Source organism: Isoptericola sp. NPDC019693, from assembly GCF_044389085.1.
Taxonomy (GTDB): Bacteria; Actinomycetota; Actinomycetes; order Actinomycetales; family Cellulomonadaceae; genus Isoptericola.
The window spans coordinates 345,480-368,476 of sequence record NZ_JBIRXP010000001.1; the positions used below are offsets into that span (position 1 = coordinate 345,480).

Sequence of the window (22,997 nt, forward strand, 5' to 3'; positions counted from 1 at the left end):
CGTCCCCCGAGGTCGCGGCGGAAAACCCGGCGGTCGCGGGGCAGGGCGCCGAGTAGCATCGCTGCGTGGTGTTCCGGACTATTGCGACGACGGCGGCGATCCTGGTGGGCCTGGCACTGACCGGGGCGGTGGCCGGCCCGCAGTGGGACCCCGTGCCCGTCACCGACCACCTGGTGCCCGCCACCGACGACACGGCGATCGGCGGGGTCGCGCCCGGCGCGGACATCGGCGAGGTCGGCGAGTTCGAGGTCCGGGAGACGGCCGTGACCATCCCGCTCGAGGGCGCCGTCGTCGGCGGCCTGCTCCGCCAGCCCCTCGGTGACGACGGCGCGGTGCTGACCGACCGGCCGGGCGTCGTCTACGTGCACGGTGCGGGCACGGGCAAGGCCTCCGAGGCGTTCACCGAGTCGGCCACCGAGCTCGCGAGCGCCGGCGTCGTCACCCTGGTCCCCGACAAGCGGCTCGACACCTACACCACGCGTGACCGGGACTACGTGGCCATGGCCGCCGACTACCAGCACTCCGTCGACCTGCTGCGCACCATCGACGGTGTCGACCCGGAGCAGGTCGGCGTCTACGGGGAGTCCGAGGGGACCTGGATCGTGCCCGTCATGCAGGCGGAGGACCCGACGATCGCCTACACGGTCCTCGTGTCGGCGCCGGTGGTGCCGCCCCGCCAGCAGGCCGCGTTCGCGGTAGACAGCTACCTGCGCAACACCGGGGTGCCCCAGCAGGTCTTCCGCGCCATCCCGCGCGCCGTCGGCATGCAGCTGCCCGGCGGCGGCTTCGAGTACGCGGACTTCGACGTGCGCCCGTGGCTGGAGCGGCAGACCGCCCCGGTCCTCGTCGTCTACGGCACCGCCGACCCGTCGATGCCGATCGAGCAGGGCGCCCGCCAGGTCATCGCGGACACGGCCGTGAGCGGCGACGACGCCCCGGTGACGGTGCGCTACTACGCCGGGGCCAACCACGGCATCCACGTCCCGCTGGACGGCGGGATGCACCTGCACCCGGACTTCGCCCGCGACGTCGCCACCTGGGTCCAGGGCATGCCCGGCACCGCCGACGCGGCCCCGCGGGTCGCCGGCGACACGCCCAACCAGCTCTACCTCGCCTCCGCCGTGCCGCAGCCGCGGTGGTGGGGCAACGGGGACATCGTGGTGGGCGCGGTGGTCGCGGGTGCGGCGCTGCTCGTGCTCGGGCCGCTGGTGTGGGGCGTGCACTCCCTGGTGCGGCGGGTCGTGCTGCGCCGGTCGTCGGCGGCCGCGCCGCGCCTCGCGCGGGGGCTGCGGTGGGCGCTGCTGGGCCTCGGCCTCGGGTCGGTGGCGACGATGGTCGCGCTCGTGGTCTACCTGCTGGCGGTCGCGCGCCTGGCCCTCGACTACCAGCGGGACGACCTCGTCGTGCAGGGGGGCTGGATCGTGGTGCGCCTCCTGGGGGTCGCGGCCGCCGTCGCCGCCGCGCTGGTGATCCGGAGGGTGGCCGACGCCCGGGCCGAGCGGCGTGCGGGTGCCGACGTCGTCGTCGTGGCGCGCGGCTGGCCCGCCGTCCTCACGTTCTGGTGCACCGTCGCGGGGTCGCTCGCGCTCCTGGGCACCCTCGCGTACTGGGGCGTGTACCAGCTCGGCATCTGAGCCGGCGACCGGGCCATGACCGGGCCGCGACTGCGGGCGGTCGGTGAGCATGCCGTGCGGGTGCCGCGACGGTGTGACCGACCCGTCCGCGCGGGAGACGACGCAGAGGGCCGGCGTCGGGTAGAAACGGGGGCGGGGGGCCATGGCCCGGCCCCCTTCGGATCCCAGCCCTGGAGACGCACGCATGACCGACCCCGACACCCTCGACGCCCCCGAGCAGGAGCGCTCGCCGTTCGGCGGGGTGGCGGTCCGCGAGCTCGTGCGCGACGTGGTGGCCGCGTTCGCGCTGCTCGTCGCGCTGCCGCTCCCGTGGGACCACGCCCACCGCGGCAGCGACCGGCTCGAGATCGTCCTGGCGACCGTCCTCGCGCTGCTCGCCATCGCGGCCCCGTACCTGCGGCGTGGCGGCGTCGGGCCGTCGTCGTGGGACGTCCTGACCTCACGGCGCACGGTGTCCCTCGCCTGCGTCCCGTACGTGGTCGTCGCCGTGGTCTACCTCGTCCTCGACGCGCTCGCCCCGGCGGACGCCGCCGGAGGCGTCGGCGCCGGCCTCGCGGTCGGCCTCGCGGGCGCGGCGCTCGCGGCCGCGCCCCGGTGGACGCACCTGCCCGCCGTCGTCGCGGTCGTCGTCGCCCTCGGCACGCTCGCCACCCCGGTCGCCGCGCTCGTCCAGGGCGCCCCGTGGGCCGTGTGGGTCGTCGGGCTGCTGAACGCCCTCGTGGTGCTGGGCGTGCTCTGGTTCACCGTCGGCACCTACCTGCGCTCGGGCGACCTCGCCGCCGGCTACGTCCTGCTGGCCCTCGGCGGCGCCGTCGCGCTCGAGCTCGTGCTCTTCGCCGGGGGCAACACCGACCCGTGGTTCGAGAGCGTGCACGGCCAGCGTCTCGGCCTCCTGCTGCTCCCGGTCGTCGCGGCGGTCACCGCGCGACGCGTCGTCGACGACGCCGCGGTCACCGTGGGGGAGCCCGACGACGTGCGTGCGGCGCGCTGGGTGGCCGTCGCGCTGCGGGCGCTGGCCATCGTCTCCCTGGTCGCGGCGTTCGTCGCCCTCGTCGCGCTGGTGCTGATCGTGGCCGACGGCGTGCGCGTGGGCCGCGTGCTGCGGCTCGTCGTCGGCGTGCTGATGGTCGGGGTCGCGATCGCCGCGCGGCGGTCGCTCGCGCGCGACCCGCGCGCCGGGCACGCCACCGCCGTGGGCGCCGCGTGCGTCATCGTGGTGCTCGGCCTGGTGATCGTGGTCGCCCGCGCCGGCCTCGGCACGCAGTCCAGCGTGGAGGAGCTGCTGGTGGCGTTCGGCCTGCCGGCGATCGCCCTGGCGGTGCTGCTCGTCCCGCCGTCGGTCCGCGCGCTCGTCGCGTCCGCGCCCGAGCCGGAGTCGCCGGAGTCGCCCGAGTCGCCCGAGCCCACGGCGTCCGAGCCGGCGCCGTCGCAGCCCATGCCGGTCCAGCCTGCTCCGGTCCAGCCTGCTCCGTCGGACGCCGGGACCCCCGGCGCCGCGCGGTCCGGGGCGACCGAGGCGGTGACGTCGGGGCCCGGCGCGCCCGCGCCCAGCAGGCCGACGCCCAGCGTGTCGGCGCCCGAGGCGGCCGCGTCCCGGCCGGCCGCGCGCCCCATGGACGCCACCCAGCAGATGGAGCCCGTGCGGGCCACCCAGGCGCCGGACTCCACGCAGGTGCTCCCGCCCGTGCAGGCGCCCGCCCAGGTGTCGGGCTGGTCGGTGGCCCAGGCGATGGACCCGTCGACGCCGCTCGCCGACCTGGCCCGCATCTCGGCCGAGGCGCCGCACCTGCGCTCGTACGTCGCCGCGAACCCGTCCACCTACCCGGCGCTCCTGGACTGGCTCGGCGCCCTCGGCGACCCGGCCGTGGACGCCGCGCTGCGCGCCCGGCGCTAGGTCCGTACGCTGCGGCGAGGCGGGCGTCCGGTCGGATCCTGGACGCCCGGGGCGACGCCCTGACGAAGGTGTACGGTGGCAGCGTGCAGCGCACGGTGAACCTTCTCCTTCGGTGCCGCGGCGGGGCCTACTGAGGCCGGACCCCCGTCGCGGAGGTTGTGGCGCGCCGGCCGACTGGTCATGACCGACGTCCCCACCCGGGACGGCGGTCGCCGAGCCCCCACCGAAGGACGCGACACCATGCAGAACCATCACCCCCAGGGCATCGCCGGCGCCAACCCCCAGCGCCCCTCCGGGATGCCGTACACGCGCTACCTCCCGTTCCACGAGCAGATCGCCGTCGACCTGCCGGACCGGACCTGGCCCGACAAGCGCATCACGAAGGCCCCCCGCTGGTGCGCCGTCGACCTGCGTGACGGCAACCAGGCCCTCATCGAGCCGATGGACGCCGAGCGCAAGCTGCGCATGTTCGACCTGCTCGTCCAGATGGGCTACAAGGAGATCGAGGTCGGCTTCCCGTCCGCCTCGCAGACGGACTTCGACTTCGTCCGCCAGCTCATCGACACGGGCCGCATCCCCGACGACGTCGTCATCCAGGTGCTCACGCAGTGCCGCGACCACCTCATCGAGCGCACCTACGACGCCATCCGCGGCGCCAAGCAGGCCATCGTGCACCTCTACAACTCGACCTCGATCCTGCAGCGCGAGGTGGTCTTCCGCAGCGACATGGACGGCATCGTCGACATCGCCCTCCAGGGCGCGCGGCTGTGCCGCAAGCTCGAGGAGACCATCCCCGAGACGACCGTGTACTACGAGTACTCGCCCGAGTCGTACACCGGCACCGAGCTCGAGTTCGCCGCCCGCATCTGCAACGAGGTGCTGGAGGTGCTGGAGCCCACGGCGGAGCGCCCGGTGATCGTCAACCTGCCCGCGACCGTCGAGATGGCCACCCCGAACGTGTACGCGGACTCGATCGAGTGGATGAACCGGAACCTCGCGTTCCGCGAGCACGTGGTGCTGTCCCTGCACCCGCACAACGACCGTGGCACCGCCGTCGCGGCCGCCGAGCTGGGCTACCAGGCCGGCGCCGACCGCATCGAGGGCTGCCTGTTCGGCAACGGCGAGCGCACCGGCAACGTCGACCTGGTGACCCTCGGCATGAACCTCTTCAGCCAGGGGGTCGACCCGCAGATCGACTTCACGGTCGGCGGCGGCATCGACGGCATCCGCCGCACCGTCGAGCACTGCAACCAGATCCCCGTGCACGAGCGCCACCCGTACGTCGGGGACCTGGTCTTCACCGCGTTCTCGGGCTCCCACCAGGACGCGATCAAGAAGGGCTTCGAGCACATGGCCGCCCGGGCCGAGGCCGAGGGCAAGCCGGTCGACGAGCTCACCTGGGGCGTGCCGTACCTGCCGATCGACCCGAAGGACGTCGGCCGGTCGTACGAGGCGGTCATCCGCGTCAACTCCCAGTCCGGCAAGGGCGGCATCGCCTACCTGCTGTCCACCGAGCACTCGCTGGACCTGCCGCGCCGCCTGCAGATCGAGTTCTCCGGCGTCGTGCAGCGGTTCACCGACGCCGAGGGCAGCGAGGTCACCGGCTCCGACATCTGGCGGATCTTCAGCGACGAGTACCTGCCCGTCGAGGTCCACGACCCGCGCGGCCTGGAGCCGTGGGGCCGCCTGCGGCTGCGGGAGACCCGCACGACGTCGGCCGAGGGCGGCGCCACCGCGCTCGCCGTCGACGTCCTCGACCAGGGCGTCGAGCACACGCTGGAGGGCACAGGCAACGGCCCGCTCGCCGCGTTCGTGGACGCGATCTCGAAGGTCGGCGTGGACGTGCGGGTGCTGGACTACGCCGAGCACGCGCTGTCCGAGGGCGGCGACGCCACCGCCGCGGCCTACGTCGAGTGCCAGGTGGGCGACGACGTGCTGTGGGGCGTCGGCATCGACCCGTCCATCACGACGGCGTCGCTCAAGGCGATCGTCTCCGCCGTGAACCGGGCCGCCCGCGCCTGACCCCACCCCGCGAGCTGTCAGGACCAGCGCCGCGCATACCGCGCGCTGGTCCTGACAACTCCGCGTGACGGCTCTCGTGGGTGGGGGCTGAGAGAATGGGCCCGTGCCCCTGTACCGAGACGACGCGATCGTGCTGCGCACCCACAAGCTGGGCGAGGCCGACCGGATCGTCACGTTCCTCACCCGCGAGCACGGCAAGGTGCGCGGGGTCGGGCGCGGGGTGCGGCGCACGTCGTCGCGCTTCGGGGCCCGGCTGGAGCCGTTCATGGTGGTCGACGTGCAGCTGCACACCGGGCGCAACCTCGACACCGTGACGCAGGTGGAGACGATCGGGCCGTACGCGCGTGCGATCTGCGAGGACTACGCGCTGTACACGTCGGGCGCGGCGATGCTCGAGGCCGCCGACCGCCTCGTCGCGGCGGAGCACGAGCCCGCCGTGCAGCAGTACTGGCTGCTCGCGGGGGCGTTGCGGGCGCTGGCCGAGCGCACGCACGCCCCGGGGCTCGTGCTCGACTCCTACCTGCTGCGCGGCCTCGCCGTCGCGGGCTGGGCGCCGTCGTTCACCGACTGCGCCCGCTGCGGCGAGCCCGGCCCGCACCACGCGTTCTCGGTGGGGCAGGGCGGGGCCGTCTGCTCGCGCTGCCGCCCGCCGGGATCGACGGCTCCCGCCCCGGAGACGTTCGCGCTGCTGGGCGCGCTGCTCGGCGGCGACTGGGAGACGGCGGACGCCTCCGACGCCCGGCACCGCACCGAGGCGTCCGGGCTGGTCGCTGCCTACTCGCAGTACTACCTGGAGCGCACGCTGCGCTCGCTGCGCATGATCGAGCGCACCTGACCCCGCGCGCCGACGTCCCTGACCTGCGCAGCCGCCTGCGCGCACGACCGAAGAGAGGCCCGATGCCCCGTTCGTCCGGCGAGTACGCCGAGCCCTACCCGCACCCGTCGGGTGCGACGCCGCCGAACATCCCGGCGCAGTTCGTGCCGAACCACGTGGCGATCGTCATGGACGGCAACGGCCGGTGGGCCAACGCGCGCGGGCTGCCGCGCGTGGAGGGGCACAAGCAGGGGGAGAAGTCCCTGCTGGACGTCGTCGCGGGCGCGGTGCAGATCGGCGTCAAGCACGTCTCGGCGTACGCGTTCAGCACCGAGAACTGGAAGCGGTCGCCGGACGAGGTCCGGTTCCTCATGAACTTCAACCGCGACGTCATCCGGCGGCGCCGCGACGAGATGTCGTCGTGGGGCGTGCGCATCCGCTGGGCGGGGCGCCGGCCGAAGCTCTGGGGGTCGGTGATCAAGGAGCTGCGGGTCGCCGAGGAGATGACCAAGGAGAACGACCGCTGCACCCTGACGATGTGCGTCAACTACGGCGGGCGGGCCGAGATCGCCGACGCCGCGGCCGCCATCGCCCGCGACGCCGCCGCCGGGAAGCTCAACCCGGCGCGCGTCACGGAGAAGACGGTGCAGAGCTACCTGGACGAGCCCGACCTGCCCGACGTCGACCTGTTCCTGCGCTCCTCGGGGGAGCAGCGCACGTCCAACTTCATGATCTGGCAGGCCGCGTACGCCGAGATGGTCTTCCTCGAGGAGCCGTGGCCCGACGTCGACCGCCGGCACCTGTGGCGCGCCGTGGAGGAGTTCGCGCGCCGCGACCGGCGGTACGGCGGCGCCGTCGACACCCCGAACGCCGACTGATCCAGCACGAAACCCCGCCCGGTCGTGACGACCGGACGGGGGTTCGCTGTGACGAGGGGCGACGAGGTGGCGGTCAGTCGCCGAGGACCTCGGCCATGGAGTCGACGAGGGCGGGCAGGCCGCCATCCCAGTACACCGACAGCGCGGTGGGCGGCGACACGGCAGAGACCTCCGCGGTCCCGACCACCTTCACGACCTTCCCGGCCTTGACCGCGGGGATCGCCTGGAGGTCCTTGTTGTCGTCGAAGGCCTGGGCGGCCTCCTCGCTGGCCGAGTAGGAGATGACGAAGTCCGAGTCGAGCTTGTCGAGCTCCTCGTAGGACAGGTCGTAGTAGAAGCTGCCGTTCGACGTGTCGAGCTCCGAGACCGAGGGCGCGTTCTTGACGCCCAGGCCCTCGAGGAACACGGTCCGCGGGTCGTTCGGCGTGTACACGGAGACGATGCCCTTCGTCGGGTCGTCGTAGATCGCCGCGAACGTCTTGCCGGCGAACTCGGGGTGCTCGGAGGCCTTCTCGGCGACGAAGTCGTCGATGTCGCCGAGCACCTGGTCGCCCGCGTCGGAGCGGCCGAGAGCCTGGGCCGTGAGCGTGATCGTGTCCTGCCACGTCGTGGTCCACGGGGCGTCGGGGTAGGCGACGACGGGGGCGATGTCGCTCAGCACGTCGTACTGCTCCTGGGTGAGCCCGGAGTAGGGCGCCACGATGAGGTCGGGCTTCGCCTCGACGAACTCCTCGTAGGGCACCGTCGAGCCGCCCTCGGGGTCGGACAGGATGGCGGGCTTGTCGACGCCCTCCTCGTCGTAGGCCTCCTCGACCCACGGCAGCAGCGCGTCCTCGCCGACGGTGTAGATCTGCTCGGCGACCGCGACGGGGTAGACGCCCGCCGCGATGGCGGCCTCGGTGGAGCCCCAGCCCCAGGTGGCGACGCGCTGCGGAGCCTTCTCGATCACGGTCTCGCCGAGCGCGTGCTCGATCGTGATCGGGAACTCGTCCGTGGGCTCGGACCGGACGTTGCCCGAGGCGGCCGACTGGTCGCTCTCCGGGGCGTCGTCGGAGGCGCAGCCGGCGAGGGTGAGGGCAGCCGTCGCCGCGAGGGCGGCGGCAGCGGCGAGAGGGCGGCGAAGACGCACGGGTTCTCCTCGGTGTGCTCGCGCCGGCGGCGCGAGAGGAACATTGAGTGAGGAGAGCCTAACCTATCCCGCCGTGCCGCCGTGCGTGCGCCCGAGGGGGACGACGAGTGGCGTCCCGGACACCGGGTCCGGCACGACCTGTGCCCGCAGGCCGAACGCCGCGTGCACGGAGGCGGCGGTGAGGACGTCGCCCGGCCGGCCCTCGGCCACGACCTGCCCGCCGCTCATCACCACGAGGTGGTCGGCGTACCGGGCGGCGAGGTTGAGCTCGTGCAGCACCATGACGACGGTGGTGCCTTGGGTTCGGTTCAGCTCGGTCAGCAGGTCGAGCAGGTCGACCTGGTGGGCGAGGTCGAGGTACGTCGTGGGCTCGTCGAGCAGCACGATGTCCGTCTCCTGCGCCAGCACCATCGCGATCCACACCCGTTGGCGCTGGCCGCCCGAGAGCTCGGCCACGGGGCGGTCGGCGAGGTCCGCGACGCCCGTGGCCTCGAGGGCCCGCAGCACCGCGCCGTCGTCCGTCGAGCTGTGCCGCCCGAACCAGCCCTGGTGCGGGTACCGCCCGCGGCCCACGAGCTCCGCGACCCGGACGCCGTCGGGCGCGATCGACGACTGCGGCAGCACGCCGACCCGCTTCGCCAGCTCCTTGCGCGACAGGCCGCCCACGTCCTCGCCGCCCAGCGTCACGCGGCCGCCGTCGAGCGGGTGCAGCCGGGCCAGTCCGCGCAGCAGCGTCGACTTGCCGCAGGCGTTCGGGCCGACGATCGCGGTGACGCGACCGGCGGGGAGCTCCAGGTCGAGCCCGTCGATCACGCGACGCCCGTCGTAGCCGAGGCACACGCCGTGCGCGCGGAGCGTGACGTCCCGGGCCGCCCCCTGCGACGGGGCGGGGGTCGTGTCGGGACGCGCGGGCGCCGCTGCGGGCCGGTGCACGTCGGTCATGCGAGCCTCTTCCTTCGGTCGGTGGCCAGGAGCCACAGCAGGTAGGGGGCGCCGATGAGGCCGGTCACGATGCCGGTGGGCGCCTCGAGCCCGAACAGCAGGTGCTGGCCCACGACGTCGGCCGCGAGCACGAGGACGGCGCCGGTCAGCACCGACACGGCGAGCGCGGCCCCGCCGTCGGACAGCAGCCGGCGTGCGATCGCGGGGGCCACGAGGGCGACGAACGCGAGCGGGCCGACGAACGAGGTCGCGACCCCCACCAGGCCGACGGCGAGCAGCAGCGACACGACGCGCGCGGCATCGACGGGTACGCCGAGGGCGCGCGCGTTGTCGTCCCCGAGGGCGAGCGGTCCCTGCCAGCGCGAGACGACCGCGATCCCGGCGCCGAGCACCAGCACGGCCGCGGCGAACGTGACGAGGTCTGCGCCGCGCACGTCGGCCACGCTCCCGACGGTCCACACGAGCGCGGACTGGGCGGCGCGGATCTCGACGCTCGCCAGCAGCCAGGCCAGGATCGACGAGCACAGGTACGCGAAGCCGACGCCGACCAGCACGAAGCGGATGGAGTGCAGGCCCTGGCGCCACGCGAACAGCCAGATCGCCAGCGCGACGAGCAGGGCGCCGAGGAACGCCGCCCCGGACACGGCCAGGCCGGTCAGGCCCAGCACGAGCATCGCGGTGACGGCCCCGAGACTGGCGCCGCTGGCGATGCCGAGGATGTCGGGGCTGGCCAACGGGTTGCGCAGCGTCGTCTGGAACAGCGCGCCCGCGAGCCCGAACGCCGCCCCGGCGAGCACGGCCGTCTCGATGCGGGGCAGCCGCAGGCGCTGCACGACGAACAGGTCGGCGTCCGAGCCGACGCCGAACAGCGCCGCCAGGGCGCGGCCGGGGGCGAGCGAGGCCTCGCCGAGCGTGAGGGCGAGGGTGGCGCAGGCCACGAGCAGGACGGCGAGCGTGCTCACGACGAGCGTGAGCCGGCGTCGGCGTCGGCGGCGCAGGGCGACGACGGGGTCGGCGGGAGCGTCCGGGCCCGCGGGGCGGGCGTCGAGGTCGGCGGTCATCTCACACCCCCGCCACGGTCCGGCCGCGGGCCACGGCCACGAGCACGGGGGCCCCGATCGCGGCGGCGACGACGCCGGCCTCGAGCTCGGAGTGCGGCAGCACGAGCCGCCCGATGACGTCGGCGCCCAGCAGCATCACGGGGCCGAGGACGGTCGTCAGCGGCACGATCCACCGGTAGTCGGTGCCGACCAGGCGGCGGGCGGCGTGCGGCACGGCCAGCCCGACGAGCGCGATCGGGCCGGCCAGGGCCGTCGCCGTGCCGGCGAGCAGGATGACGGCGACCGCCGTGAGGCCGCGGGTCACCCCGACCCGCTGACCGAGCGCGGAGGCGACGTCGTCGCCGAGCGCGAGCATGGAGAGCCGGTGGGCGAGCGCGCCCGCGAGCACGATGCCGACCACGACGAAGGGCCACAGCACCGACAGCGTCTCGGTGCCGCGCCCGGTGAGGGAGCCCACGGCCCAGAAGCGGTACATGTTGAAGGCCTCGGGGTCGCGCAGCAGCACCAGGGTGATCAGGGGCGTGATGAGCGCGGTGACGGTCGCGCCGACGAGCGCGAGCTTGACCGGTTGCCCGGCGCCGATGGAGAAGACCAGCAGCGCGGCGGCGGCGGTGCCCGCGAACGCGAACCAGACGAAGCCGAGCGGGGAGGCCACGCCGAGCATCGACACGGCGATCACCACGGCGAGCGACGCCCCGGAGTTGAGGCCGAGCAGCCCCGGGTCCGCGATCGGGTTGCGCGTGACGCCCTGCACGAGGGTGCCCGCGATGCCGAGGGCCGCACCCGCGGCGAGGCCGATGAGCGTGCGCGGCACGCGCTGGTCCCGCACGACGTCGTGGTCGACGTTCCCCGCGACCGGGTGGGTGAGCGCCTGCCAGACGGTCGCGACGTCGATGTCACGCACGCCCAGGGCCAGGCTCGCCAGCACGACGACCGCGAGGACCGCGACGGCGGCCAGGACGACCAGGACGCGGCCACGGACCCGCCGGGCGAGGAGGTGGGACGCGGACGGCCGGGCGGGCGCGACGGCGGTGGTCGCGGTGCTCACGAGGCGTCCTCGCTCGCGGCGGGCGCGCTCGCGTCCGCGGGCGTGCGCCGCGTCAGGCGGTGGACCACCCAGGAGACCAGGGCCACCGCGCCGAGGCCGACCGCGACGAGCGTGACGGGGTGGCGCAGGCCGACGGCGATCGCGGCGTTCACGGCGGCGGTGCCGACCGTGGTCCAGATGCCCGCCCAGACGGCGCAGCCGGCGAGCAGCGCCACGAGGTAGCGCCCGTAGGGCATGCGCAGGTAGCCCGCGGCGAGGTTGACGAGGGTCTGCACCCCGACCGTGAAGAAGGACAGCGTCACCGCGGGCGGCCCCCAGCGGTTCACGCGCTCGACGACGGCCGTCGCGCCCGGACGGGAGAGGGCGTCCGCGACCCGGCCGTTCGCGGTGCCCCGCGCCACGCCGCGCCCCGCCCAGTAGGTGGCCTGCGCGCGCACGAGCACGATCCCGAACGCGGCCGCGTAGACGACCCAGAACGGCACGCCGGCGATCGTGAACACGCCGGCGGGCTCCGCGGCGGGCGCTGTGGGCGCGGCGGTGATCAGGTGCACGGCCTCATTGTGCCCGACTGAGGTATGCCTGCCCTAATCTGGCGACCGAGCTCAGCGGCCGTCGGAGGCCCCGCAGTCGGAGCATCGTCCCCACAGCTCCACCGTGTGCTCGATGTCGGCGAAGCCGTGCGCGGCGCCGACCGACACGGACCACTGCTCGACCGTCGGCCCGTCGATCTCGACGGCGCGCCCGCAGTCCCGGCACACCAGGTGGTGGTGGTGCTCGCGCCGGGCGCAGCGGCGGTACAGGCTCTCGCCGTCCTCGCTGCGCAGCACGTCGACGTCGCCGCCGTCCGCGAGGGTCTGCAACGTCCGGTACACGGTGGCGAGGCCGACGGCGTCGCCGCGGGAGCGCAGCAGCTCGTGCAGCTGCTGGGCGCTGCGGAACTCGTCCGTGTCGCCGAGGGCGTCCGCCACGGCCGCCCGTTGCCGCGTCATCCGCGGCGGCGCGGAGGTGCGGGCGGTGCGGGTGGTCTCGTTCACGGCGTGCACTCCTCCTGAGGTGCGGCCCGGCCGGCGGGGGCCGGGGAGACGGCGACGTCGTCGGGGATGTCCGGATGCGGGTCGACGGGCACGCGGCGGCGGGCCAGCAGCGGGTGCAGCGCGGCGACCACGGCGTAGACGGCGATCGCGAGCACCACGATGAGCGCGCCGGGCGAGACGTTGTGCCAGTAGGTGATCGACAGACCGGTGACGCAGACGGTCACCCCCACGAGCGAGGCGACGAGCATCGTGCGCCGGAAGGACCGGGTGACGAGCTGGCCGATGGCGACCGGCACGATCATCAGCGCGGAGACGAGCAGCAGGCCGACCACCCGCATCGCCACCGTCACGGTGAGCGCGGCGAGCACGGCGACGGCCATGTTCAGGGCCCAGACGGGCAGCCCGGACGACATGGCGAACTCCTCGTCGTGGCTCACCGAGAACAGCGCCGCGCGCAGCCCGAGCCCGATGAGCAGGATGAGGCCGCACAGGGCGACGGTGACCCAGACGTCGGACAGCGTGACCGACGAGATAGAGCCGAACAGGTAGGCCATGAGGCTGCCGGACGAGCCGCCGGCCAGCCCGATGAGCAGCACGCCGCCGGCGATGCCCCCGTAGAACAGGATGGCGAGCGCCAGGTCGCCCGACGTGCGACCGCGGCGGCGCACGACCTCGATGAGGACCGAGCCGGCCACGGCGGCCAGCACCGCGCCCGGCACGGCCAGCACGTCGTCGGGGACCAGCCCCATGGCCGCGCCGACCAGCCAGCCGAGCGCGACCCCCGTCAGCGCGACGTGCCCGATCCCGTCGCCCAGCAGGGCGAGGCGCTTCTGCACCAGGTAGGTGCCGACGACCGGTGCGCTGACGCCGACCAGCAGGGCCGCGACGAGCGCCCGCTGCATGAACGGGTCGGTGACCATCTCCCACAGGCCGCTCATCGCGCCAGCTCCTCGTCGGTGTCGTCGGGTCGCTCGAAGGGCCCTTCCGAGAGCCGGACGTTCTCGGGCCGCTGCACGGCCCGCGGGCGCGCGTGCGGGTGCACGTGCTCGTGGGCCTCGCCGCCGTGGGCGGGCTGCGGGGTCGGCGGGGCGCCGTCGTGCACGACGCGACCGTGCCGCAGGACGACGCACCGCTGCACGAGCGGGGCGAGCTCGCCGAGCTCGTGCAGCACGACGAGCACCGTCATGCCCTCGGCCACGAGCCGCGTCATGGTGGCGGCGAAGGCCTCCTGGCTGGGGCGGTCGACTCCCGCGACGGGCTCGTCGAGCACGAGCAGGTCGGGCCGGCGGACCAGGGCGCGGGCGATGAGCACGCGCTGCTGCTGGCCGCCGGAGAGCTCGTGGGTGGCGTGGCGGGCACGGTCGCCGAGGCCGACCAGGTCGAGCGCGTCGCGGACCCGGGCGCGCCAGCCGCGCGGCAGCCGCAGGCGCCGGCCGTGCAGCAGGCCCGACGCGACCACCTCGGCCGCCGTGGACGGGACACCCGCCGCGGCGCTGACGCGCTGCGGCACGTAGCCCACGCGGCCCCACGGCACGTCGTTGCCGAGCGCGTGGCCGAACAGGCGCACGCTGCCCGCCGTGGCCGGCAGCACGCCGACGAGGGTGCGCACCAGGGTGGACTTGCCCGAGCCGTTGGCGCCCAGCAGGGCGACGACCTCGCCGCGCCGCACCGTGAGGTCCACGCCGCGCAGCACGGGGCTGACGCCGAGGCGGACGTGCACGTCGCGCGCCTCGATGGCGGGGACGGCGTCGTCGCGCGGCGGGGTCGAGGCCTCGTTCGGGGAGTCGGTGGCGAGCGTGGTCATGAGCACTGCAGCCCTTCGGTGAGCGCGGCCAGGTTGTCCCGCATGACCGAGACGTAGTCGTCGCCGGCCTCGGACGCGGACTTCGACAGGCCCTCGAGCGGGTCGAGGACGGCGGTGGTGACACCGATGTCGCTCGCGAGCGTCTCCGCCACCTTGGGGCTGGTCAGCGTCTCGGTGAAGATCGTGCTGACGCCGTTCTCCTTGACGACGGCGCCCACCTCGCGCAGTCGCGCGGGGGAGGGCTCCGCCTCCGGGTCGAGGCCGACGATGCCGACCTGCTCGAGGTCGTAGCGCTCCGCGAGGTAGCCGAACGCCTCGTGCGACGTGACGAGCGTGCGCGACGCGCACTCCTGGAGGCCGGCCTCGAACTCGCCGTCCAGCTCCGTGAGCGACTTCGCCAGGGCGCGCGCGTTCTCCGCGTAGGTGGCCGCGTGCTCCGGGTCCGCCTCGCCGAGCGACGCCGCGACCGCGTGGCCGACGTCGATCACGCGCGTCGGGTCGAGCCAGAAGTGCGGGTCGGCCGCGCCCTCGGCGTGCTCGTGACCGTCGTCGTCGGCGTGCTCGTGACCGTCCTCCTCGGCGTGCTCGTCGGCGTGCTCGTCGGTCTCCGCGCCGGCCGGGGTGCCGGGGTGCTGCTCGAGCGTCACGACGTCGCTGGTGTCCACGACGTGCTCCGGCGACTGCGTCGTGACGGCCTCGTCGACGGCCGCCTGGAAGCCGGAGGAGTACACGACGAGGTCCGCGGTGCCGATCTGGCGCACCTGGGCGGGCGAGAGCTCGAGGTCGTGCGGCTCCGCGGCCGGCGGGGTGAGGTTGGAGACCGTGACGAGGTCACCGCCCACCTGCTCGGCCACGTACTGCAGCGGGTAGAACGACGCGAGCACCTCGAGCGTGCCGTCGGACCCGCCGTCGTCGGTCGAGCACCCGGCGAGCACGGCGGGCAGGACGAGAGCGGGCAGGGCGGCGAGGGCCGCGCGTCGGCGAAGCATGAGAACGATTCTCAGGAGATTGAGAACCGTTGTCAAACCGGCCGTCCGTGGCGGACCCGCGCCAGGCCGGAGGACTCCGTACCCTGAAGGTCGAGCCGCGGTGGCGACGACCGTCCGGGAGCGGCCCGGCAGGAGGGCGCGATGCGCTTCGACGAGCTGGTGCTGGTGCGGCTGGTGCGCCCGGACGACTGGGCGCCGCTGCCCGAGGACGACGTCCTGGCGGTCCAGGACGCGCACCTGGCGGCCGTCGCGGACCTGCGCGACCGCGGACTGCTGCTCGCCGCGGGCCCGGCCGCGGGCGGCGACGAGCGGGTGCGGGGCTTCGCCGTCATGACGTGCCGCGTCGAGGAGGCGCAGGAGCTGTGGGCCCAGGACCCGGGCGTGCTGGCGGGCCGGTTCGTGGCCGAGTGCACGGCCTGGCTGACGCCGGCCGGGACGGTTGTCGCGGGCCCGGGCGTCCTGCCGCGCTCGGTGGCAGAGGCCCAGGAGTGACGACCGCCCGGGCGGCTCGACGCGCCCCGGTAGGCTGAGGGCACCGCAGCCGGTCGACGTCGGCCTCCGACATGCCGACGTGCAGCCGCTGCGGCGTTCCCCGCACCGGCCCCACGAGCCACGTGGCGGCCCGACACCCAGGAGTGATCCGTGGCAGCACCGTCCCCGACCGCCAAGCTCGACGCCGTCGTCTCCCTCGCCAAGCGGCGAGGTTTCGTGTTCCAGTCCGGCGAGATCTACGGCGGCACGCGCTCCGCGTGGGACTACGGGCCCCTCGGCGTGGAGCTGAAGGAGAACATCAAGCAGCAGTGGTGGCGCGCGATGACGCGTCGCGACGACGTCGTGGGCCTCGACTCCGCCGTCATCCTGCCGACCCCCGTGTGGCACGCGTCCGGCCACCTCGGCGCGTTCAACGACCCGCTGACCGAGTGCCTCTCGTGCCACAAGCGGTTCCGCGAGGACCACATGATCGAGGAGTTCGAGGAGAAGAAGGGCCGCGCGCCCGAGGGCGGCCTCGCCGAGATCGCCTGCCCGAACTGCGGCACCCGCGGGCAGTGGACCGAGCCGCGCGACTTCAACATGATGCTCAAGACGTACCTCGGCCCCGTCGAGGACGAGTCCGGCGTGCACTACCTGCGCCCGGAGACGGCGCAGGGCATCTTCGTGAACTTCTCCAACGTGGCCGCGGCGTCGCGCAAGAAGCCGCCGTTCGGCATCGCGCAGATCGGCAAGTCGTTCCGCAACGAGATCACGCCGGGCAACTTCATCTTCCGCACCCGCGAGTTCGAGCAGATGGAGATGGAGTTCTTCGTCGCGCCGGGCACGGACGCCGAGTGGCACCAGTACTGGATCGACACCCGCATGGCCTGGTACACCGACCTCGGCATCGACCCGGAGAACCTGCGCCTCTACGAGCACCCGGCCGAGAAGCTCTCGCACTACTCCACCCGCACGGTGGACATCGAGTACCGCTTCGGCTTCACCGGCAGCGAGTGGGGCGAGCTCGAAGGCATCGCGAACCGCACCGACTTCGACCTCAAGACGCACTCGGAGCACTCGGGCAAGGACCTGTCGTTCTTCGACCAGACGACGAACGAGCGGTGGCTGCCGTACGTCATCGAGCCGGCCGCGGGCCTGACCCGCTCGCTCATGGCGTTCCTCGTCGAGGCGTACGCCGAGGACGAGGCGCCCAACACCAAGGGCGGCGTCGACAAGCGCACGGTGCTGCGCCTGGACCCGCGCCTCGCGCCCGTCAAGGCCGCCGTCCTGCCGCTGAGCCGCAACGAGGCCCTGTCGCCGAAGGCGCGAGACCTGGCCGCCGAGCTGCGCCGGAGCTGGAACGTCGACTTCGACGACGCCGGCGCCATCGGCCGCCGCTACCGCCGCCAGGACGAGATCGGCACCCCGTTCTGCGTCACGGTCGACTTCGACACCCTGGACGACGACGCCGTGACGATCCGCCACCGGGACACCATGGCGCAGGAGCGCGTGTCGCTCGCCAAGGTCACCGGGTACCTCGCGGAGCACCTCGCCGCGTTCTGACACGCACCCTCGCCCTGCGACACGACGGGGCCCGGTCCGCCACGGCGGACCGGGCCCCGTCGTGCTGAGGCGTCCCGAGCTCAGGTGCGGCTTCGGCGCACCAGTGCGAGCACCAGGCTGACCACCAGGACGATCACACCGATCCAGATGAGGAACTGGCCGATGTTCGTCGCGATGCCGAGGATCACGAGGACGACCCCGACCAGGATGAGGATGAGCCATGCGGGCATGGGAACCTCCAGTCTCTCCGTGCCGCCCCGTTGGCGGCCGTAGCCCGAACGTGCCACGAAGGTCCGATGCACGCACGTTGTCGGCTACGCCCGTGATGCCTCACATGCCGGTCGTGAAAGGCCTGCCGGTGCCGTGCACCACGGCCTCGATGGTCCGGGACACCGCCTCGACGGCGGGGCGCCGCGGCGCCGTCGACGGCTCGAGCAGCACGATCTCGCGCTCCACGAGGTCGAACAGGGTGGTGGTCCGCAGGTCCCCGGCAGGGCGCAGCGTGAGCATGATGGGCGTGGCGAGCGTCACGCCGAGGCCCTGCGCCACCAGGGCGAGCGTGGTGGAGGTGTCGTTCACCTCGTGCGCCGCGCGCGGCTCGAACCCGGCGGCGCGACACGCCCCGCGCACGGCGGCGCCGTAGTGCGTGGGCAGCGGCGGCAGGATCCAGGGCTCGTCCGCGAGGTCCGCGAGGTGGAGCCGGGCGGGGAGGTCCGAGGTGGGCGTGGAGACCAGCTCGAACCGCTCGGTCCGCAGGGGGCGCAGGGCCGTGCCGGGGAGGCGGGGGATGGGCGCGCCGGGGTAGTCGAGCCCGAGCCCCAGGTCGACGTCGCCGCGGCGCACCGCACCCGCGACGTCGTCGACCGTGAGCTCGATCCCCACCAGGCTGATCCGCGGGTGGGACGCCGCCAGCCGGGCGACGAGCTGGGGCAGCAGGCTCGCCGCGACCGTGGCGAACGCGCCCACGCGCACGGTGCCGGACGCGTCGCCGCTCGCGGCCCGGGCCGCGTCGACGGCATCGCGCTGGGCCGCCAGCAGGGGCTCGGCGCGCTCCGCGAGCGCGAGGCCGGCCTCGGTGAGCGCCACCCCGCGCCCGTGCGGCCGGACGACCTCCGTGCCCACCGCCCGGGTCAGCGCCGCGAGCTGGTGGGAGACCGCGCCCGTCGTGTAGCCCAGGGCCTGCGCGGCCGCCGTCATCGTGCGGTGGTCGGCCAGGGCGCGCAGCGCGCGCAGGCCCGACCACGGCAGGTCGCGTCCCGGCGGTTCGGCCGCACCGGTGTCCATGCGGCCAGGCTACAACCGTGCAGAGATGCTGGACGGTTCTGGCGACGAACCTTCGATGGTGCTGGACGCTCGGCGGGGGCCACGATGGGCGCAGGCCCGCCGCACCGGCGAGCGGGCGGCGAGCGCGACGAGGAGGTCGGGTGGAGCGGACCCAGGCGGTCCCGCCGCAGGCGGACGTGGTGGTGGTCGGCGGCGGCGTGATGGGCACGTCGGTCGCGTTCCACCTCGCGGAGGCGGGGGCCGACGTCGTGCTCCTCGAGTCCGGCGAGCTGGGTCGCGGCAGCTCCGGCAAGCCCCTCGGCGGCGTGCGCGCGCAGTTCTCCGACCCGGCGAACGTGGCGCTGGGCCATCGCAGCCTCGAGCTGTTCGAGGAGTTCCGGCGGCGCCCCGGCAGCGACGTCGGGCTGCGCCAGACCGGCTACCTCTTCGTGCTGCCCACCGACGACGACGTCGCGCTGTTCGGCCGGTCCGTCGCGATGCAGCGCGAGCTCGGCGTCGACAGCCGCCTGCTCACGGTCGCCGAGGCCCGGCGCCTCAACCCCTACCTGTCCGCCACGACGTACGCCGGCGCCGCCTACGCCCCGCGCGACGGCTGGGCCCGCCCGGCCGCCGTCGTCGCGGGGTACGCCGACGGCGCGCGCCGGTGCGGGGCGTCCGTCGTCACCTCCGCGCCGGTGACCGCCGTCGAGCCCGCCCCCGGTGGCCGGCTGGCCGTGGTCACCCCCCGCGGCGCCGTCGCGGCGCCCGCCGTCGTCGTGTGCGCGGGCGCCTGGTCGCGCGCCGTCGGCGCGCTCGCGGACGTCGACCTCCCGGTGGACCCCGTGCGCCGGCAGATCGCGTTCACCGGGCCGCTGGAGCCCGTGCCGCCGGCGCTCCCGTTCACCATCGACTTCGGCACCACCTTCTACCTGCACAACGCCGACGCCCGCGGCTCCCTGCTGCTGGGAGCCTCGGAGCCGGACACCCCGGTCGGCTTCGACACCACCTACGACCGGGCGTGGGAGCCGTGGTTGCGCGAGCTCGCCGCGCGCGCCACCCCGGCGCTCGCCGACGCACCGCTGACCGGCGGCTGGGCGGGCCTGTACGAGCTCACGCCCGACCACGACGCGCTGATCGGCGAGGCGCCCGGCGCGCCGGGAGGCGCGCGGGTGCTGTACGCCTGCGGGTTCTCCGGGCACGGCTTCCTGCAGGCGCCCGCCGTGGGCGAGGCCGTCGCCGACCTGTACCTGGGACGGGCAGGGACCCCCGCCGCCCGCGGTGTCGACGTGTCCGCGTTCGACGCCGGACGGTTCGGGGCGCGACGGACGCGCACCGAGGCCAACATCATCTGAGAGAGGACGCACGCAGGTGACGACCGACCTGACGACCGACTTCCGCGAACCGTGGCAGCTCCGGGCCGCGTTCGCGCGCTCGCTGTCCGACATGTACGGGCGGGAGGTGCCCGCCTACACCACGCTGCTCGAGGTGTCCCACGACGTCAACGCCGACGTCGTGCGCGCCCGCGGCGCCGACGCCGAGCGGCTGGGCTCGATCGACCGGGTCACGGCCGAGCGGCACGGCGCCATCCGCGTGGGCACGCCGGCGGAGCTGCAGCAGGTCGCCCGCGTCTTCGGCGCGATGGGCATGCACCCCGTCGGCTTCTACGACCTGCGCGACGCGTCGTCGTCGTCCGTGCCCGTGATCTCCACGGCGTTCCGGCCCACCGACCGCGCCGAGCTGGCGCGCAACCCGTTCCGCGTGTTCACGTCCATGCTCGTGCCCTCCGACCGGCGGTTCTTCAGCGCCGACCTGCAGGCGCGGCTCGAGACGTTCCTGGCGGGGCGGACGCTGTTCGGACCGGAGCTGCTGGCGCTCGCGGACCGGGCGGAGGCCGACGGCGGGCTCGGCGCCGACGACGCCGCGCAGTTCCTGCGCCTCGCCACCGCGGCGTTCGAGCTGGGGCGCGAGCCGGTCGACCAGGCCTGGTACCGGGAGCTGGAGGCCGTGTCGGCCGTCGCGGCGGACATCGGCGGGGTGCCCACGACGCACATCAACCACCTCACCCCCCGGGTGCTCGACATCGACGACCTGTACGCCCGCATGGAGGCGCGCGGCATCACGATGATCGACGCGATCCAGGGCCCGCCGGCGTGGGAGGGGCCCGACGTGCTGCTGCGGCAGACGTCGTTCCGGGCGCTCGCGGAGCCGCGCACCTTCCGCACCCCGGACGGCGAGGTCGTCCAGGACTCCCTGCGCGTGCGGTTCGGCGAGGTCGAGGCGCGCGGCATCGCCCTGACCCGCGAGGGACGGGCGCGGTACGACGCCGCGATCGCGGAGGGCGCGACCCCGGAGGTGTGGCGTCGTACCTTCCCGGCGACCGAGGCCGGGCTCGTGGAGCAGGATCTGGGCTGGTTCACCTACGAGGTGGGCGACGACGACGCGGGACGTCCCGTCGTGCACCGGGAGCCGGTCGTCTACGAGGACTTCCTGCCCCGCTCGGCCGCCGGCATCTTCCAGTCGAACCTCACGGAGGAAGGCTCCAAGGACGCCGGTCACGCAGGCGAGGAGCGCGACGCCGACTGGATGGCCGGCGCCGTCGGGCGCGAGCTGTTCGACCCCTTCGACCTGTACGCGGCGCAGGTGGCGGCCTCCCTCGCCGCCGCCGCGCACCGCCTCGGCGTCGCGCCGGAGGCCCTGGCCGCGACGCCTGCCGTCCCCACCACCGTCCCCACCGAAGCGAGCACGGGAGCCGACGCATGACCACCACCGACCCGACCACGACCCCCACCGGCGCGGGCACCCTCGCCGTCGAGCTGCGCGAGGCGGCGCTCGCCGCGCTGCGCCGGATCGGCGCCGACGTACCGTCCGTCGAGCTCGTCGACGCCGCGGCCGGCGGCCCGGCGACCGCGGGCCTCGACGTCGTCTCCCCGCTCGCCGGCGAGGCCCTGCTCACCCTGCCCGTGGCGGGCGCGGCCGACGTCGACGCCGCCGTGACCGCCGCCGCGGAGGCCTTCCGCACCTGGCGCTCGGTACCCGGGCCCGTGCGCGGCGGCGTCGTGCGGCGGCTCGGCGAGCTGCTCACCGAGCACAAGGCCGACCTGGCCGAGCTCGTGACGATCGAGGCGGGCAAGATCACCTCGGAGGCCCTCGGCGAGGTGCAGGAGATGATCGACGTCTGCGACTACGCGGTCGGCCTGTCGCGGTCGCTCGGCGGTCGCACGATGCCGTCGGAACGTCCCGGCCATCGGCTCATGGAGCAGTGGCACCCGCTCGGCGTCGTCGGCGTGGTGAGCGCGTTCAACTTCCCGGTCGCGGTGTGGTCGTGGAACACGGCCGTCGCGCTGGTCTGCGGCGACACCGTCGTGTGGAAGCCGAGCGAGAAGACGCCGCTGAGCGCCCTCGCGTCCAACGCCCTGCTGCGGCGGGCGCTCGCGGAGGCCGGGTTCCCCGAGGCCGTGAGCCAGGTGGTGCTCGGCGCCCGCGAGGCGGGGGAGGCGCTCGTCGCGGACCGCCGCGTCGCCCTGCTGTCCGCGACCGGCTCGGAGCGCATGGGCCAGCAGGTGGCGCCCGTCGTCGCCGGACGCGGCGGCCGGTACCTGCTGGAGCTCGGCGGCAACAACGCGGCGGTCGTCGCCCCGTCGGCCGACCTCGACCTCGCGGTGCGAGGCATCGTGTTCGCGGCGGCGGGCACGGCCGGCCAGCGGTGCACCAGCCTGCGCCGGCTCATCGTGCACTCGTCGGTCGTGGACGACCTGGTAGGACGGCTGGAGCGCGCCTACGCCGGGCTGCCGGTCGGCGACCCGCGCGCCGACGGGACGCTCGTCGGGCCGCTCACGGACGCGGGATCGCGCGACCGCATGCTCGCGGCGCTCGACGAGGCGCGCGCCGACGGCGGCTCCGTCGTCGTCGGGGGCGACGCCGTGGAGGTCGACGGCGCGCCCGGCGCCGCGTACGTCTCGCCCGCCCTCGTGCGGATGCCGGCACAGACGGACGTCGTGCGCCGCGAGACGTTCGCGCCGATCCTCTACGTGCTCACCTACGAGACCCTGGAGGAGGCCATGGCGCTGCACAACGACGTCCCGCAGGGGCTGAGCAGCGCCATCTTCACGCTCGACGTGCGCGAGGCGGAGACGTTCCTGTCGGAGGTCGGGTCCGACTGCGGCATCGTCAACGTCAACATCGGCACGTCCGGGGCGGAGATCGGCGGCGCGTTCGGCGGCGAGAAGTCCACCGGCGGCGGCCGCGAGTCCGGCTCCGACTCGTGGAAGCAGTACATGCGGCGCGTCACCAACACCGTGAACTACTCGACCGAGCTGCCCCTCGCGCAGGGCGTGAACTTCGGCTGATGCTGTGAGCGCGATTTCGGGGACTATATGCCCTCGAATAGTCCCCGAAATCGCGCTCACAACACTGGCGCTCGCGGCCGAGGCCGTGCGGATCGCGCAGGACAA

The 22,997-nt window shown here is 74.5% G+C and carries 21 protein-coding genes; 10 read left to right on the plus strand and 11 right to left on the minus strand.

Features of this window, described 5'->3' with window-relative positions; translation table 11 throughout:
- Positions 1–65: 65 nt before the first annotated feature.
- From ACH436_RS01605 to ACH436_RS01625, 5 genes are all read left to right on the plus strand, one after another.
- Positions 66–1,634, plus strand: a complete 1,569-nt coding sequence (locus ACH436_RS01605; RefSeq protein WP_430558429.1) for an alpha/beta hydrolase family protein — start codon at positions 66–68, stop codon at positions 1,632–1,634.
- Between the two features lie 184 nt (positions 1,635–1,818).
- On the plus strand, positions 1,819–3,528 hold the full coding sequence (locus tag ACH436_RS01610) for a hypothetical protein (RefSeq protein ID WP_430558430.1): 1,710 nt from the start codon (positions 1,819–1,821) through the stop codon (positions 3,526–3,528).
- Positions 3,529–3,768: 240 nt separating this feature from the next.
- On the plus strand, positions 3,769–5,550 hold the full coding sequence (gene leuA, locus ACH436_RS01615) for a 2-isopropylmalate synthase (protein ID WP_430558431.1): 1,782 nt from the start codon (positions 3,769–3,771) through the stop codon (positions 5,548–5,550).
- A 103-nt stretch (positions 5,551–5,653) separates the two neighbouring features.
- On the plus strand, positions 5,654–6,385 hold the full coding sequence (gene recO, locus ACH436_RS01620; protein ID WP_430558432.1) for a DNA repair protein RecO: 732 nt from the start codon (positions 5,654–5,656) through the stop codon (positions 6,383–6,385).
- A gap of 62 nt (positions 6,386–6,447) precedes the next feature.
- Positions 6,448–7,242: an isoprenyl transferase gene (locus ACH436_RS01625; RefSeq protein ID WP_430558433.1), complete on the plus strand. Its 795-nt coding sequence runs from the start codon at positions 6,448–6,450 to the stop codon at positions 7,240–7,242.
- Between the two features lie 73 nt (positions 7,243–7,315).
- Here the strand turns inward: ACH436_RS01625 and ACH436_RS01630 are convergent, their stop codons facing one another.
- The 9 genes from ACH436_RS01630 to ACH436_RS01670 form a co-directional block, all read right to left on the minus strand.
- Positions 7,316–8,371 carry an iron-siderophore ABC transporter substrate-binding protein gene (locus tag ACH436_RS01630; RefSeq protein WP_430558434.1) on the minus strand — a complete coding sequence of 352 codons (1,056 nt, stop codon included), beginning with the start codon at positions 8,369–8,371 and terminating at the stop codon, positions 7,316–7,318.
- Between the two features lie 63 nt (positions 8,372–8,434).
- Positions 8,435–9,313 (minus strand): ABC transporter ATP-binding protein, encoded by an 879-nt coding sequence (locus ACH436_RS01635; protein ID WP_430558435.1) that lies wholly within the window; start codon positions 9,311–9,313, stop codon positions 8,435–8,437.
- Complete coding sequence (locus tag ACH436_RS01640) at positions 9,310–10,374, minus strand: FecCD family ABC transporter permease (RefSeq protein WP_430558436.1); 1,065 nt, start codon at positions 10,372–10,374, stop codon at positions 9,310–9,312. Before ACH436_RS01640 ends, ACH436_RS01635 begins: the two co-directional genes overlap by 4 nt.
- A 1-nt stretch (position 10,375) precedes the next feature.
- On the minus strand, positions 10,376–11,422 hold the full coding sequence (locus ACH436_RS01645) for a FecCD family ABC transporter permease (protein WP_430558437.1): 1,047 nt from the start codon (positions 11,420–11,422) through the stop codon (positions 10,376–10,378).
- Positions 11,419–11,973 carry a DedA family protein gene (locus tag ACH436_RS01650; protein WP_430558438.1) on the minus strand — a complete coding sequence of 185 codons (555 nt, stop codon included), beginning with the start codon at positions 11,971–11,973 and terminating at the stop codon, positions 11,419–11,421. Before ACH436_RS01650 ends, ACH436_RS01645 begins: the two co-directional genes overlap by 4 nt.
- A 51-nt stretch (positions 11,974–12,024) precedes the next feature.
- Complete coding sequence (locus ACH436_RS01655) at positions 12,025–12,411, minus strand: Fur family transcriptional regulator (protein WP_430559130.1); 387 nt, start codon at positions 12,409–12,411, stop codon at positions 12,025–12,027.
- A gap of 41 nt (positions 12,412–12,452) precedes the next feature.
- Positions 12,453–13,394: a metal ABC transporter permease gene (locus ACH436_RS01660; RefSeq protein ID WP_430558439.1), complete on the minus strand. Its 942-nt coding sequence runs from the start codon at positions 13,392–13,394 to the stop codon at positions 12,453–12,455.
- Positions 13,391–14,260 (minus strand): metal ABC transporter ATP-binding protein, encoded by an 870-nt coding sequence (locus ACH436_RS01665; protein ID WP_430558440.1) that lies wholly within the window; start codon positions 14,258–14,260, stop codon positions 13,391–13,393. Before ACH436_RS01665 ends, ACH436_RS01660 begins: the two co-directional genes overlap by 4 nt.
- Positions 14,257–15,249, minus strand: coding sequence for a metal ABC transporter substrate-binding protein (locus tag ACH436_RS01670; RefSeq protein WP_430558441.1), 993 nt, complete (start codon positions 15,247–15,249; stop codon positions 14,257–14,259). The genes ACH436_RS01665 and ACH436_RS01670 overlap by 4 nt, the downstream gene beginning before the upstream one ends.
- Before the next feature lie 141 nt (positions 15,250–15,390).
- On the opposite strand from ACH436_RS01670, the gene ACH436_RS01675 reads away from it, so the two are divergent.
- Both ACH436_RS01675 and ACH436_RS01680 read left to right on the plus strand, forming a co-directional pair.
- Positions 15,391–15,741 (plus strand): YciI family protein, encoded by a 351-nt coding sequence (locus ACH436_RS01675; RefSeq protein WP_430558442.1) that lies wholly within the window; start codon positions 15,391–15,393, stop codon positions 15,739–15,741.
- A gap of 150 nt (positions 15,742–15,891) precedes the next feature.
- Complete coding sequence (locus ACH436_RS01680; RefSeq protein WP_430558443.1) at positions 15,892–17,283, plus strand: glycine--tRNA ligase; 1,392 nt, start codon at positions 15,892–15,894, stop codon at positions 17,281–17,283.
- A gap of 80 nt (positions 17,284–17,363) precedes the next feature.
- Here ACH436_RS01680 and ACH436_RS01685 read toward each other — a convergent pair whose 3' ends face one another.
- Positions 17,364–17,513, minus strand: a complete 150-nt coding sequence (locus ACH436_RS01685; protein WP_430558444.1) for a hypothetical protein — start codon at positions 17,511–17,513, stop codon at positions 17,364–17,366.
- Positions 17,514–17,613: 100 nt separating this feature from the next.
- Positions 17,614–18,567: a LysR family transcriptional regulator gene (locus tag ACH436_RS01690; RefSeq protein ID WP_430558445.1), complete on the minus strand. Its 954-nt coding sequence runs from the start codon at positions 18,565–18,567 to the stop codon at positions 17,614–17,616.
- A gap of 140 nt (positions 18,568–18,707) precedes the next feature.
- On the opposite strand from ACH436_RS01690, the gene ACH436_RS01695 reads away from it, so the two are divergent.
- The 3 genes from ACH436_RS01695 to ACH436_RS01705 are packed head-to-tail and all read left to right on the plus strand — an operon-like array spanning position 18,708 to position 22,892.
- Positions 18,708–19,898, plus strand: coding sequence for an NAD(P)/FAD-dependent oxidoreductase (locus tag ACH436_RS01695; RefSeq protein WP_430558446.1), 1,191 nt, complete (start codon positions 18,708–18,710; stop codon positions 19,896–19,898).
- Between the two features lie 16 nt (positions 19,899–19,914).
- Positions 19,915–21,306 (plus strand): 2-oxoadipate dioxygenase/decarboxylase family protein, encoded by a 1,392-nt coding sequence (locus ACH436_RS01700; protein ID WP_430558447.1) that lies wholly within the window; start codon positions 19,915–19,917, stop codon positions 21,304–21,306.
- Positions 21,303–22,892 (plus strand): aldehyde dehydrogenase family protein, encoded by a 1,590-nt coding sequence (locus ACH436_RS01705; RefSeq protein WP_430558448.1) that lies wholly within the window; start codon positions 21,303–21,305, stop codon positions 22,890–22,892. The genes ACH436_RS01700 and ACH436_RS01705 overlap by 4 nt, the downstream gene beginning before the upstream one ends.
- The last annotated feature ends 105 nt before the right edge of the window (positions 22,893–22,997 follow it).

Coding starts and splice junctions, on each gene's coding strand:
- ACH436_RS01610 (WP_430558430.1), top strand. CDS start 1,819: ATGACCGACCCCGACACCCTCGACGCCCCCGAGCAGGAGCGCTCGCCG.
- leuA (WP_430558431.1), top strand. CDS start 3,769: ATGCAGAACCATCACCCCCAGGGCATCGCCGGCGCCAACCCCCAGCGC.
- ACH436_RS01625 (WP_430558433.1), top strand. CDS start 6,448: ATGCCCCGTTCGTCCGGCGAGTACGCCGAGCCCTACCCGCACCCGTCG.
- ACH436_RS01635 (WP_430558435.1), bottom strand. CDS start 9,313: ATGACCGACGTGCACCGGCCCGCAGCGGCGCCCGCGCGTCCCGACACG.
- ACH436_RS01640 (WP_430558436.1), bottom strand. CDS start 10,374: ATGACCGCCGACCTCGACGCCCGCCCCGCGGGCCCGGACGCTCCCGCC.
- ACH436_RS01655 (WP_430559130.1), bottom strand. CDS start 12,411: ATGACGCGGCAACGGGCGGCCGTGGCGGACGCCCTCGGCGACACGGAC.
- ACH436_RS01660 (WP_430558439.1), bottom strand. CDS start 13,394: ATGAGCGGCCTGTGGGAGATGGTCACCGACCCGTTCATGCAGCGGGCG.
- ACH436_RS01665 (WP_430558440.1), bottom strand. CDS start 14,260: ATGACCACGCTCGCCACCGACTCCCCGAACGAGGCCTCGACCCCGCCG.
- ACH436_RS01670 (WP_430558441.1), bottom strand. CDS start 15,249: ATGCTTCGCCGACGCGCGGCCCTCGCCGCCCTGCCCGCTCTCGTCCTG.
- ACH436_RS01675 (WP_430558442.1), top strand. CDS start 15,391: ATGCGCTTCGACGAGCTGGTGCTGGTGCGGCTGGTGCGCCCGGACGAC.
- ACH436_RS01685 (WP_430558444.1), bottom strand. CDS start 17,513: ATGCCCGCATGGCTCATCCTCATCCTGGTCGGGGTCGTCCTCGTGATC.
- ACH436_RS01690 (WP_430558445.1), bottom strand. CDS start 18,567: ATGGACACCGGTGCGGCCGAACCGCCGGGACGCGACCTGCCGTGGTCG.
- ACH436_RS01705 (WP_430558448.1), top strand. CDS start 21,303: ATGACCACCACCGACCCGACCACGACCCCCACCGGCGCGGGCACCCTC.